Annotated in this window: 9 protein-coding genes and 1 tRNA gene; 4 read left to right on the top strand and 6 right to left on the bottom strand. The window is 62.8% G+C overall.

Annotation, left to right across the window (positions count from 1 at the left end; translation table 11 throughout):
- Positions 1-24: 24 nt before the first annotated feature.
- Positions 25-1,182 (bottom strand): N-acetylglucosamine-6-phosphate deacetylase, encoded by a 1,158-nt coding sequence (locus HMPREF3147_RS02105; RefSeq protein WP_070444079.1) that lies wholly within the window; start codon positions 1,180-1,182, stop codon positions 25-27.
- Positions 1,183-1,359: 177 nt separating this feature from the next.
- Entirely contained in the window at positions 1,360-2,238 is an 879-nt protein-coding gene (locus HMPREF3147_RS02110) for a poly(ethylene terephthalate) hydrolase family protein (RefSeq protein WP_070444082.1), read from the bottom strand.
- Positions 2,239-2,432: 194 nt separating this feature from the next.
- Between HMPREF3147_RS02110 and HMPREF3147_RS02115 the strand changes: the two genes are divergently transcribed.
- Complete coding sequence (locus tag HMPREF3147_RS02115; protein ID WP_070444085.1) at positions 2,433-2,888, top strand: DUF4442 domain-containing protein; 456 nt, start codon at positions 2,433-2,435, stop codon at positions 2,886-2,888.
- Positions 2,889-3,035: 147 nt separating this feature from the next.
- Here the strand turns inward: HMPREF3147_RS02115 and HMPREF3147_RS02120 are convergent.
- A tRNA-Thr gene (locus HMPREF3147_RS02120) sits at positions 3,036-3,111 on the bottom strand.
- A gap of 103 nt (positions 3,112-3,214) precedes the next feature.
- Complete coding sequence (locus HMPREF3147_RS02125) at positions 3,215-4,462, bottom strand: DNA polymerase III subunit delta' (RefSeq protein WP_083276410.1); 1,248 nt, start codon at positions 4,460-4,462, stop codon at positions 3,215-3,217.
- Here HMPREF3147_RS02125 and HMPREF3147_RS02130 point away from each other — a divergent pair.
- Positions 4,461-5,993, top strand: a complete 1,533-nt coding sequence (locus tag HMPREF3147_RS02130) for an adenylate/guanylate cyclase domain-containing protein (RefSeq protein ID WP_070444091.1) — start codon at positions 4,461-4,463, stop codon at positions 5,991-5,993. The two genes, HMPREF3147_RS02125 and HMPREF3147_RS02130, sit on opposite strands and share 2 nt — an antisense overlap.
- A gap of 33 nt (positions 5,994-6,026) precedes the next feature.
- Positions 6,027-7,400, top strand: coding sequence for a DUF418 domain-containing protein (locus HMPREF3147_RS02135; protein WP_083276412.1), 1,374 nt, complete (start codon positions 6,027-6,029; stop codon positions 7,398-7,400).
- 544 nt (positions 7,401-7,944) lie between these two features.
- Here the strand turns inward: HMPREF3147_RS02135 and topA are convergent.
- A complete protein-coding gene (gene topA / locus HMPREF3147_RS02140; RefSeq protein ID WP_070444097.1) occupies positions 7,945-10,875 on the bottom strand; it encodes a type I DNA topoisomerase in 2,931 nt (976 codons plus the stop codon).
- A gap of 201 nt (positions 10,876-11,076) precedes the next feature.
- Here topA and HMPREF3147_RS02145 point away from each other — a divergent pair, with 201 nt between their 5' ends.
- Positions 11,077-11,670: a DedA family protein gene (locus tag HMPREF3147_RS02145; RefSeq protein WP_371325730.1), complete on the top strand. Its 594-nt coding sequence runs from the start codon at positions 11,077-11,079 to the stop codon at positions 11,668-11,670.
- Here HMPREF3147_RS02145 and HMPREF3147_RS02150 read toward each other — a convergent pair.
- Positions 11,667-11,870: a cold-shock protein gene (locus tag HMPREF3147_RS02150; RefSeq protein ID WP_010189920.1), complete on the bottom strand. Its 204-nt coding sequence runs from the start codon at positions 11,868-11,870 to the stop codon at positions 11,667-11,669. The two genes, HMPREF3147_RS02145 and HMPREF3147_RS02150, sit on opposite strands and share 4 nt — an antisense overlap.
- Between the last annotated feature and the right edge of the window lie 13 nt (positions 11,871-11,883).

Consider the following 11,883-nt stretch of genomic DNA (forward strand, 5'->3'; position numbering starts at 1 on the left):
TTCTGATGTGAGTGAGAGTCTTGTTTAAAAGTTTATAAATTCAGTGCCACCGACAATGACGCGCACCGGTTCCAGCTGGGCATTGAGGCCCACCAGGTTGGCGCGTGCACCAACCGCGATGCGGCCTAGATCTTTGCGTCCCAGCACATCGGCGGCCGTGGTGGAGGTAAAACGCACCGCTTCGCCCAGACCATGGCGTGCGGCGAAGCTGGCGAATTGCTGGGCCAAGGTGGACGTACCACCCGCGATGGCGCCGCTGGGCACGCGCGCGACTCCCCCGCTCACGGTGACGGGCAGGGAGCCCAATTCATAGTCACCGTCGGCCATGCCAGCCGCCGCCATGGCATCCGTCACCGCGAAGGAGCGGGGGTTGTGAGCCATGTCCACGGTGCCGTCCACAAGATGCACGCCATCGGCGATGAGCTCGACAGCCACGTCCCCCGCCTTCGCCGCGGTGAGCAAGGCGGCCACCGGGCCCGGCGCGCGGTGGTGGATGGGCGGCATGGCGTTGAAGAGGTGTGTGCCGGTCACGGTGACGCCGAGCTCTTTGGACTGGGCGATAACCTTCAGCGTGGTGTCGTAATCGGCCTCGGTGTGGCCCAGGCTGGCGATGATGCCGTGCTCCGCGCAGACTTCGAGCAGCTTGTCGACGTTCTCCGTTTCCGGCGCAAAGGTAATCGAACGCAGGTGGCCGCGGGCCGCGGCGATGACCGCGCGGAAGAAGTCCGGGTCACCGGGCACGATGCGCGAAGGGTCCTGCGCGCCGCACTTGGCCGCCGCGATGAAGGGACCTTCCATGTGGATGCCGGCGATTTCGCCTTCCTCAGCCAACTGGGCCAAAAGCTCCGCCCGCGTGCACAGCTCTTCTTGCGTGCCGGAAACCAAGCTGGCCAGCAGCGTCGTGGTTCCGTGCGCGCGGTGGAAGCGGGCGGCGGCCAGGCACTGCTCGTAGTTGCCGTTGGGGAATCCCCCGCCGTTGCCGCCGTGGTTGTGCAGGTCCACGAAGCCGGGCACCCACAGCAACACATCCGGGTCCCCGGCGCGCCAGGCGGCCTCGGCTGAGGGGGCATCGCCAAGCGCTATGCCCTCAATATTCTCCCCGAACGTGACGGCCCCGGCGCACAGCTCGAAGTTCTCATCGATGTAGAGGCCCTCGACGTGGCCTTTCGCCTCTGTCTGCATGACTCATTCGATTCCGTTTGTACAGGCTGGCGTGGCGCAGCCCGGTTGACAATTCACTTGAAATTTATCAGGGCTGCTGATTTTTGTGAATCACGCCTCCGTCGAAGGGGGTGTGTGAGCACAGGTGACTTTTAGCGTGTTAGGTGCACCGCGTGGGATGTCGAAAGGCCCGGCGAGCTACCAGCCGCGGGTGGCCACTCGGTCCCAGAGCTCGTTGTTCGCCAGCTCGCCAGCACCCGCAGGCGAAGTGCCAACGAACACGTCTCGTGCATCAGGATCATCAGCAAGAATGTAGCGGAACCACGCGGTGGCATAGCCGTCCCCGAACTCTAAGACGTCCTTGTGGTCCGCGCCCAGGCGGCGGGCAATGATTGCCGGACCACCGGCTGATTCAAAGTTCTCCTCTAGGTCTGACCACGGGCTGACAAGCCAGCGGTCCGAACGGCCATCGCTCGTCATCAAGAACAGCGGTGCCTTGATGTCCGCGGTGGTGTAATCCCAGTCATTGGACTGTGCCACTTTGTGGGAGGCCGGGCTCGCCGCATACACAGCTGCTACCTCCGTGTGGGCTGCAGCGTTGATAGCGCCCGCGCCGCCCTGTGAGTGTCCGAAAATACCGACCCGTGATCGGTCCACTCGGGAATCCAGTTCCGGCAATCGCTCAATCAAGTGCACGACATTCTCCCCGGTTCCGGTTTGGGGCGTCTCATCACCGACGACCACGAAGCCCCAACTGGCCAGGTGTTCCGCCACGGACAAGTAACTGCTCAGCGGCGTGTTCGTGCCATTAGCCATGACCACCGCCGGAAATGGTCCCGCGCCCGTCGGTGCCGCGATGGTCACGTCACCATCACGCCGCACGTCGACCTCGTGCGGCCCCTCGCCCGCAAACGACGCTTCCAGCGGACCACCCGTCTCAGCGCTGTATCCGGCAGCCACGCCGTCATCACCGGTCACGCTGTCTGCGTCCACCCATTGCATGAATCCCACAAACCCGACAAACGCCACCACAATCACGGCCACCACGGCAATCATGCCAACCACAAGCTTTTTCATGCTCTATATTGTGTTTCCCACGAGAGCGAAGGTCACTAGCGCTAGCACTACTTTTACCTGTACACAGTGCATGACCTGGCACCACCTACAAAAAGACGATACGGCGAATCAAAGTGCGGGCGCTCCCCGTCCCACAACGGTAGAGTTGAGGCCATTTAGCCCACCTGACCCGCCACTTGCACGGAGCTATCCTCATGGCCCACTTTTCTGCACGCCAGCTCAAGCACTTCATGGGATTCTGGCCGCCCTTCTTGGGCGCTGGCATAAAGATCAAGGAATTCGCTAATGACGGAACTCGCGTCGTTGTCAGCCACAGGCCAAACATGCTGACCAAGAACGCCATGGGCGTAGCCTTCGGCGGCACACTCTCCGCCATGACGGATCCCTTCTTCATGCTTGCCTCCATGCACCGTCTGGGCAAGGAGTACCGCATCTGGGATGCCGCGGGAGAAATTAAGTACCTCAAGCCCGGCCGCGGCACGGTCACCGCCGATATGCGCATCCCCGAGGAGACCTACGCGCTCATCGAAGAAAAGACGGCCAACGGCGAGAAGTACCTGCATTGGTTCGACGTGGACATTCTTGATGAGGAAGGCGATGTCGTCGCCCATGTGCGCCGCCAGGTGTACTACCGGCGCAAGCAGAAGTAAGCGCTGAGTGAGCAAGTCCCACCCGGTTTTAGACACAGTGGATCAAATTTGGATCATATGAAGCCAAAATGTAGCCACGGAGGCCGATATTGCACTGGATGAAACAATCCCCCGCAACCATTCATACTGGTCACGGGGGATTTTATGTGGAGCCGCCTGCGAGAATCGAACTCGCGACCTTCTCATTACGAGTGAGATGCTCTACCGACTGAGCTAAGGCGGCACGATGCAGTGTGTATATGCACCGCGTGAGAGTCTAGCCTAGGCCAGGGCTGAGAAAGAAATCGGGCTGCTTGATGTGGGGCACGCACAGCAAATGCTGCAAGTTAGCGCGCACCGCAGGCCAGGCGCAGGCGGCCCACCATGCCGTCGAAAGCCACCTGCGGGGTGACGTTCTGCGGCAGCTGCTCGCGGCAGGTGCGGATGGCGGACTGGGCGGCCAGCAAGCCATCTTCGCTCACACGCTGGGCAAGTTCACCGGCTAGGCCCGCGAAGTCCGGGTGGGTCATCTCCACCTCAGCGCCGACTTTGAGCATGAGCGCATCGCGGTAAATACCGGCGAGATCCACCAGCGCGATGTCGAGGCCGTCGGCGATGCGTCGTTTAGCGCGCTTCTTGTGAAGCTCCTCCATATCCTTCAGGGCACTGCGGGCGTCGCGCTGCGCCTTCGTCGCGCCCTTGCCCTTGGCACCAACGCCGAAGGATTGTTCAATCTTGGATCGCTCCGCCTCCTCCGCCGCCGCGTGGGAGTCCTTGGCCTCCTTCTCAATGAATTTCAGCAGCGCTGTGACGGATTGAAAGGCCTGGGAGCCGTGAAAGACATCCTCGGCCAGGTTGATGGCCATGGCGCGGCGCTTCTGCGCGGCGGGTTCGTTGACCAGGTGTCGCGCGCGCCCCACGTGGCGCAAGGTGGTCACGGCGGCCAGGCGCGCGTCATCCTCGCTGGCGCCTTCGGCGACGAGCTGCTTGACCACACCCTCCACGCTCGGCGCCGGGATATAAAGGTGGCGGCAGCGGGAACGCAGAGTGACCGAGAAGTCCTCCGGATCCTCCGAGGGCGCGACCATAATGATGACGGTGCGCTCCGGGGGTTCCTCTACGGTCTTCAATAGTGCGTTGGCGGCCTCGTTGCGGAGGCGATCTGCCTTGTTGAAGATGACCACGCGCCAGGGTGCAACACTCGGCAGGCTGGCCGCGCGCCCAATGACCTCGCGGGCCTCGCCGACCGTAATGAACTGCTCCTGCGGGTCCACGTAGACCAAGTCGGTGTGCTCTTGATTGTCCAGGACGCTTTGGCAGGAGGGACAGCGCCCGCATCCGGGGTTGCCGTTCTCGTCGGCAGACGTGCACATGAGTGCTGCGGCGAAACACTGCGCCGCCAGCGAGCGGCCGGCACCGGGAGGACCGGTAAAGAGCCAGGAATGGCTCATCGCCCGCGGGTCACCTTCGCCCCGTGCCGCGCGGGCAGCACTGAGGATGGTGTGGGCGACGGAGGGGGCGTCGGCAAGCCTTTCTGCAACGCTTGATGTATTCACTCGCCCTAGCCTACTGGGATAACTAAAGTGAGTAACCATGAATAGACTGATGCGTGGCGCCCGCTGGTTATGGGGTACTCAATGGCCGATGTACGCCGCGCTCGTCCTTGGCTCCAACATCATCGGTGCCATTGCGATCATGACCTTCGTGGTCTTCTTTCTCCCCATGCCGGAGATCTCCGACTTCATCGCCCACACGCCCCACCTGTGGACCTATGGCACGTTGTTCGTAACCTTCGCCGTCATCATCGGCATCGCGGTGACCCTGCGGCTGTTCCGGCCGGTCTTGGACTGGCAGCGCAGTCCCGATGACCATGATCCCAATATGGTGCGCAACTTGGTCCTGCGCATCCCGCTCTACCAATCTGGCGTGGCCGCAGGTGTCTGGCTGTTGGGCATTCTTTTGGCGGTGATATTAGCGGGCCAGCACTCGGCACGGCTGGCCGTGGTCGTCGGTGTTTCTGCTGCGCTGGCTGGAGGCCTCATCGTTCTCCTGACATACCTGCAGGCGGAGCGCCTCGTGCGCCCCGTGGCGGCGGAGGCCGTGGCCCGGCGCTTTGAGGATTCCACCCTGGAACCGCCGATTAAGTACCGTCTGCTTTCCACGTGGCTCATGACCTCCGGCATCCCGCTCATCGGCATCATCCTGGTGCACCTGGGACAGAAAATGGGGATGTTCACCGCCGATACCGCCGATATCATCCCCGCCATCATCGCGCTGAGCATCACGGCGCTGGGTACGGGGCTTATCGGCACCATGTTCGCCATGATGAGCGTGGTGGACCCCATCCTGGAGCTACAGGACGCCATCAACCGCGTGCGCCGCGGCGAGAACGACGTCCAGGTAGACATCTACGACGGCTCTGAGCTCGGTGTTCTTCAAGCTGGTTTCAACGAAATGATGCGCGGCCTGCGTGAGCGCCAGCGCGTGCGCGACATCTTCGGCCGCTATGTCGGCACTGAGGTGGCACAGCGCGCCTTGGAGGAGCGCCCGGAGTTGGGCGGTGAGGACCGCAAGGTGGCCGTGCTGTTTATCGACGTCATCGGCTCCACCACCTTCGCCGTCAACCACACCCCGGAGGAGGTCGTGGAGGAGCTCAACAAGTTCTTCGAGCACGTCGTTGAGGTGGTACACCGCAATAAGGGCATCATCAACAAGTTCCAGGGTGATGCTGCTCTGGCCGTGTTCGGTGCCCCACTGACGGTCTACGATGCCAACTCCATGGCCCTGCAGGCTGCCCGCGAACTGCGCCAGGAACTGCGCGGGCTGCGACTGCAGGCAGGCATCGGTGTGGCCGCGGGCCACGTGGTGGCCGGCCACATTGGTGGTGCGGACCGCTTCGAGTACACCGTTATTGGTGATGCCGTCAATGAGGCCGCACGCCTTACCGAGCTGGCCAAGGACACGCCCGGCCAAGTGCTCACCAACTCCGCCACGCTGCGCGGCGCTAACGAGGCCGAGCAAGCGCGCTGGACACTGATGAAGTCTATCGAGCTGCGCGGGCGTCGCCGCATGACGCAACTGGCGCGCCCTATCCGCCCGACGCTGGCGGAGCGCGCCCTCGGATAAATAAGTCTTTGTGATTCTGGTAGTTTCGGGGCCATGCCCCATCAGCCACACCAGCCCCATCCGCCACGCCAGACCTCGAGTCCTCGCCTTCTCGTCCCCGACGTCGCCCGCGGCATGGCTCTGCTAGGCATTGCGCTGGCAAACGTCTGCACCGCGTGGATTATGAACGACGGCAATGGCCCCGATGCTTATTTCGGCGGCGTCGACTCCCTCGCAGACAAAATCTACGTGGTCTTTGCCGCCATGTTCATTCACGTGCGCGGCCTGCCGATGTTCTCCACGCTCTTAGGTTTCGGCGTGGGGCTTATCGCAATGAGCTTATGGCGGCGCGGCTTCCCGCTTCTCCGCGCACAGGCCGTGCTGGCAAAACGCTATGGCTTTCTCGCCTTGTTCGGCGTCTTGCACTGCCTCTTTCTCTTTTCCGGCGACATCATGATCCTCTATGGCGCGATGGGCATGCTCATCGCACTGCTGCTTTCTTTAACTGACAAGCTCCTCATGCGCGTGGCCTACGGGCTTTGTTCGCTGCTGGTTGTGTCGGGCATCGGAATGGGTATTGGGGCCGCATTCATCGATACTTCAGATTTCGATGTCAGCGGCTTTACTGCCGCCGACTCCTATTGGGAGCTGCTGGGTGAGCAGGCCATCATGGTCAGCGCCCAACTGATGTCCATCCCCCTAACCGGCGCCATGGTCCTGCCTGTCATGCTCGTGGGCTTCGTGTGGGCGCGCCGCGGCACTCTGGCCGGGGGCCATCATCGCGAGCTATGGGCGTGGACACTGGTGGCTGTAGCCATCATTCTCTTCCTCGGCCTGCCTTGGGGCTTGTCGACGATTGGGGTGCTGGATCCAGCGCTGGCAGATCCCCTCAACGCAGCAAATAGCTGCATCGGAATGCTCACCGGGCCGGGCATCGTGGCGGCGGCGACACTTGCCCTGGAACCCCTGCAGCGCCGTGGTGCGCGCCCGTGGTTCCTGTGGCCGCTCATCGCACTCGGCAAGCGTTCCATGACCGGCTATGTGCTACAGTCCGTGTTCTTCCTGGCGCTGGTCTACCCCTTCACCCTCAACATTGGACCGGAGTTCAGCGCCGCAGGCCAAGCAACGTTGGCCGCCGGGGTATGGCTAGCAACGCTTATCATCGCCTGCGCGCTCGAGGCCGCAGGCAAGCCTGGGCCCTTCGAGTGGGTGCACCGCCGCTTGTCCTACGGCAAGACAATGCGCCCGGAATTAGGTGCGGCGTCTAATCCCGGCCCTTCCGCGCCAACCCATCCACCAGCAGTACCAGGCCTACCGTCTGCGCCGCCGACTGCGCCGCATCCAGGGCTCGGCCACGCAGGCCCGCATCCTGGCGCTGCTCAACCGGGTTCAGGACCGTCAGCGCCTCAGAGGCCAGAAGCAGGTTAGCGCCATGGCTCAGCCCTTGCGTGGCTTCGTCGGCGCGGAACTTCTCATCACCGGCTAGCGCGGAGAGAGCGGCCGCCGGGATTCCGGCGACGGCCGTGGCGAGGCGCTCACTCCGGGTGCGCGAGAGCGCAATGCCTGCGGCCCACGCTCCGGCGCGCAGACCCCAGCCCACCGCATCATTGCGTGCGCCGCGCAGCGCCCACGCGAAGGATGCGTATTGTGCGCTCACACACGTCACGCTGAACATCGTTGGTGCACCGCGCTTGGCGGCCTGCCCCAGGGATGCGGCGATGAGCCCCACGCGGGTCTCCGGTGCGCAGTCCGGGCGCAGGGCCAGCAGCACGGGTACAGCGGCCGTCGTGGCCACACCGAGCGTGCGCCACTTAAACAGGCGTGACCAGACAGCAGTCTCCCCCGCAGCAAGCGCGCCGAGGGTGAAGTGATCGCGGCCAGTAAAGGCCGGGCCCGCCGCGCGCAGGAGAGCCTCGGTGCCTTCCTGGGTGCGGGCCACCATATCGCGGGCGAAGCTGGTCTTCATGTCCTGCTACTTCCTGCGCGATCCAGCCTTGACCACGTTCTTGGTGCCCGGCGAAGGCTTCTTCGTGGCCTTCTTGGTCGACTTCTTCGTGGCCTTCTTCGTCGATTTCTTAGTCGATTTCTTGGTGCTCTTCTTCGTCGATTTCTTCACACCACCGTTCGCGGCATCCTTGGCGCGGCGCTCGGAGAGGAGCTCGTTGGCGCGGGCGTCGGTAAGCTGCTCCGGATCGTCGCCACGGCGCAGCGAGGCATTCGTCGTGCCGTCGGTGACGTACGGGCCAAAGCGGCCGTCCTTGACCGTCATCGGCTTACCGGACACGTCGTTATCACCCAGCTGCTTAATCGGCGGCTGCGCGGCCGCACGGCCGCGGCGCTTCGGCTCCGCGTAGATGCGGCGCGCCTCATCCAAGGTGATGGAGAAGATCTGCTCCTCCTTGGCCAAGGAACGGGAGTCCTTGCCCTTCTTTAGGTACGGGCCATAGCGGCCGTTCTGCGCGGTGATGACCTCGCCATCCGAGGGGTCCACGCCCACCTCACGCGGCAGACTCAGCAGCTTCAGTGCTTCCTCGAGGGTGACGCTGGCCGGCTCCATCGAGGCAAAAAGCGAGGCCGTGCCTGGCTTGAGCTTCTCCTCGACGTACTCAGCAATGCGCTTTTCCTTCTGCTTCGCCGCGGTCTTGGTCTCCCAGTTCTTGGCGCGCTTGCCTTCGGCGGCGCGCTGGGCGTCCTCCGCGGCGCGCTCTTCCTTGACGATCTCTTCGGCTTCGGCCTCGGCCTTCTCGCGTTCGTCGTCACGCACCTGCTCGGTCACGTACGGCCCGAAGCGGCCCTCCTTGGCCACGATGGTGCGGCCATTCTCCGGGTTCTGGCCCAGCTCGCGCCCACCCTGCGGGGTGGCGAAAAGCTTTTCCGCCAAAGCCTCGTTGAGCTCATCCGGGGTGACCGTCTCCGAGAGGTTAGCGCGCTGGTACTCCACCGTGCCGTCCTCGTTGGTGCCCACGGCGCGCTCAATATACGGCCCGTAACGGCCCACGCGCACGAAGACATCGCGACCTTCGGCGTCGGTGTAAAGACGCAGCGAGTTGACCTGGCGGGCATCGATAGCCTCCAGGTTGATGTCCACCAGGGACTTCAGGCCGCCGTGGCGGGCAATGGATGCGGCCTTCCGCTCGCCGGCCTCCGTGTTGCCGAAATAGAAGTTATTCAGCCAGTCCGTACCGTTCTCCGAACCGGCAGCAATGGCATCGAGCTCGTCCTCCATGGAGGAGGTGAAATCATAATCCACCAGCTCGGTGAAATTATTCTCCAGCAGGCCCACCACCGCGAAGGCAACCCACGAAGGCACCAGCGCGTTGCCGCGGGAGAGCACGTAGCCGCGGTCCTGGATGGTCTTGATGATGGAGGCGTACGTCGACGGGCGCCCAATGCCAAGGTCTTCCATCTTCTTGACCAAGCTGGCCTCGGTATAGCGCGCCGGCGGGTTGGTGGAGTGGCCGTCGGCAGTAACCGCAGCGGTCTGAAGCGTGTCGCCCTCGTTGAGGTGCGGCAGGCGCGACTCTTCCTTCGAGCCCTTCGCCGCCACGTCCTCATAGGCCTTGAGGAAGCCCGGGAAGGTAATCGTGCGGCCGGTCGCAGAAAAGTCCGCGTCGTGACCACCAGCGCTCACGGCCGCGGTCACCTTCATCGAGGTTCCCTTGGCATCGGCCATCTGGGAGGCCACGGTGCGCTTCCAGATTAGCTCGTAGAGCTTGTATTCCTCGGCGTCGAGCTGCCCGGCCAGCTGGCCCGGGGTGGCGAAACGTTCGCCGGCGGGGCGGATGGCCTCGTGGGCCTCCTGGGAGTTCTTCACCTTGCGGTCATACGTGCGCGGCCCATCCGAAACAAACTCCGCACCGAAGATGGAGGTGGCGGCCTCACGCGCGGCGCCTAGGCCCTGCTTGGACAGGGAGGTCGAGTCGGTACGCATATAGGTAATGTGACCGTTCTCGTAAAGACGCTGCGCAATGCGCATCGTGCGCTCCGAGGTGTAGTGCAAGCGGCGGCCTGCCTCTTGCTGCAGCGTCGAGGTCATAAACGGTGCGGAAGGTTTGCGCGAATAAGGCTTGTGCTCAACGCTGGCCACCGTCATGGTGGAGCCTTCCAGCGCGCTGGCCAGCTGCTCCGCCTGGGCCTGCTTGACGACGACCACCTCGTCGCTCTTCAGCTCACCCTTATCGTTGAAGTCGCGGCCCGCGGCCACGCGCTTGCCATCAAGGGCGCTCAAGCGTGCGTCAAAGTCCGGTGTGGACTTGAGCGTTGCCGTGAGATCCCAGTACTCGGCGGGGATGAACGCCATGCGCTCGCGCTCGCGCTCGACGATGACGCGGGTAGCCACCGACTGCACGCGGCCAGCCGACAGGCGCGGCATGACCTTCTTCCACAGCACCGGGGAGACCTCGTAGCCGTAGAGGCGGTCGAGGATGCGGCGGGTTTCCTGGGCGTCGATGAGGTTCTCATCGAGCTCACGAGTATTTTCCGCCGCCTCCAGGATGGCGGACTTGGTGATCTCGTTGAAGACCATGCGGCGCACCGGCACCTTGGGCTTGAGCACCTCGAGCAGGTGCCATGCAATGGCCTCGCCCTCGCGGTCGGGGTCTGTTGCGAGATACAGCTGGTCGCATTCCTTCAGCTTGGCTTTAAGGTCGGCGACCTTCTTCTTCTTGTCCTGGCTGATGACGTACAGCGGGGTGAAGTTATCCTCCGGGTTAACACCGAGGCGCGCCCAGGATTCCTTCTTATACTTAGCGGGGACGTCGGCAGCGCCGCGGGGAAGGTCCCGGATGTGGCCGACGGAGGCCTCAACAATGTACTTATCGCCGAGATAAGGCTGAATCTTCTTCGCCTTGGTTGCTGACTCGACGATGACCAGGGTCTTCCCCGGGCCGGTAGCTTCTGCCACTTCGACTTCATCCCTTCCGATGGTTAGTCCTCTGCTGGGCAATTGCCCCTAGAGTACACAGATAGAGGTTCACTCTAGTTATTCAGGCCAGTACGCGTCCACACAACAGGGGGTCTATACTGGCCGTCCGAGGATTCGCCTCACAGTACACAACCGGGAGACAGCGTGATTGCGTCTATTACTGCATGGTTCGAGGTCATCATGGCCACCCAGTGGATTTATCCGCTGGTGGGTTCGCTGATTTTCCTCGACTGCTTCTTCCCCGTGTTGCCTTCAGAGGTTCCCCTCAACATGGTTGGCGCTTGGTCTGGTTCCCAAGGTTTTCCCCACCTTCCCACCATGTTTTTCGTCGCTATGGTTGCCGCAATTTTGGGGGATAACTTGTGCTTCTTTCTGGGAACGCGGCTCATTGGCCTTATTAATAGAGCCCAAAAAGGCACGAAGGCTTATGAGGCCCTGACGTGGGTCAAGCGCAATATTCGCCGCAGTGGCGGCGCGGCGATCATCATTGCGCGTTTCATCCCCTCGGCCCGGCTCTTCATGACGATTCTGCTCGGCTCGATGCGCTACCCGTGGCCGCTGTTTTTCTTCTTCGACACCTTCGGGGTGCTGCTGTGGGTAGCGCAGGCGCTAGCCATTGGTTACCTCGGCGGCGTGGCCTTCTCCGGCTCGCCCGCGATAGCCATGCTCATTTCCATCATCGCCGCGGTCATCATCGGCTTCGGCCTGCAAAAGGGGCAGAATAAGCTGCTGGAATGGTGGGATACCCGGCGCGGCTATGCCGAATCCCCCTAAACCACCTCGACGTTGGTGGCCTGCTGGCCCTTAGCGTCTTCCCCAATCTCAAAGGAAACGCGCTGGTTATCTTCGAGAGTGCGGAAGCCGGTTCCTTGGATCTCGGTGTAGTGCACGAAGATATCGCCGGAGCCGTCCTCCTGCTCAATGAAGCCGTAGCCTTTTTCGGCGTTGAAGAACTTGACGGTACCGTATGCCATGATGAGTTGTCCT

The sequence above is a fragment of the Corynebacterium sp. HMSC05D03 genome (genome assembly GCF_001807205.1).
In the GTDB taxonomy this organism is placed as follows: domain Bacteria; phylum Actinomycetota; class Actinomycetes; order Mycobacteriales; family Mycobacteriaceae; genus Corynebacterium; species Corynebacterium aurimucosum.

What these genes read in the sequence shown, in the direction of transcription:
- HMPREF3147_RS02135 (WP_083276412.1), top strand. Translation starts at nt 6,027, where the DNA reads ATGCCCCATCAGCCACACCAGCCCCATCCGCCACGCCAGACCTCGAGT.
- HMPREF3147_RS02110 (WP_070444082.1), bottom strand. Translation starts at nt 2,238, where the DNA reads ATGAAAAAGCTTGTGGTTGGCATGATTGCCGTGGTGGCCGTGATTGTG.
- HMPREF3147_RS02145 (WP_371325730.1), top strand. Translation starts at nt 11,077, where the DNA reads ATGGCCACCCAGTGGATTTATCCGCTGGTGGGTTCGCTGATTTTCCTC.
- HMPREF3147_RS02125 (WP_083276410.1), bottom strand. Translation starts at nt 4,462, where the DNA reads ATGGTTACTCACTTTAGTTATCCCAGTAGGCTAGGGCGAGTGAATACA.
- HMPREF3147_RS02130 (WP_070444091.1), top strand. Translation starts at nt 4,461, where the DNA reads ATGAATAGACTGATGCGTGGCGCCCGCTGGTTATGGGGTACTCAATGG.
- HMPREF3147_RS02115 (WP_070444085.1), top strand. Translation starts at nt 2,433, where the DNA reads ATGGCCCACTTTTCTGCACGCCAGCTCAAGCACTTCATGGGATTCTGG.
- HMPREF3147_RS02105 (WP_070444079.1), bottom strand. Translation starts at nt 1,182, where the DNA reads ATGCAGACAGAGGCGAAAGGCCACGTCGAGGGCCTCTACATCGATGAG.
- HMPREF3147_RS02150 (WP_010189920.1), bottom strand. Translation starts at nt 11,870, where the DNA reads ATGGCATACGGTACCGTCAAGTTCTTCAACGCCGAAAAAGGCTACGGC.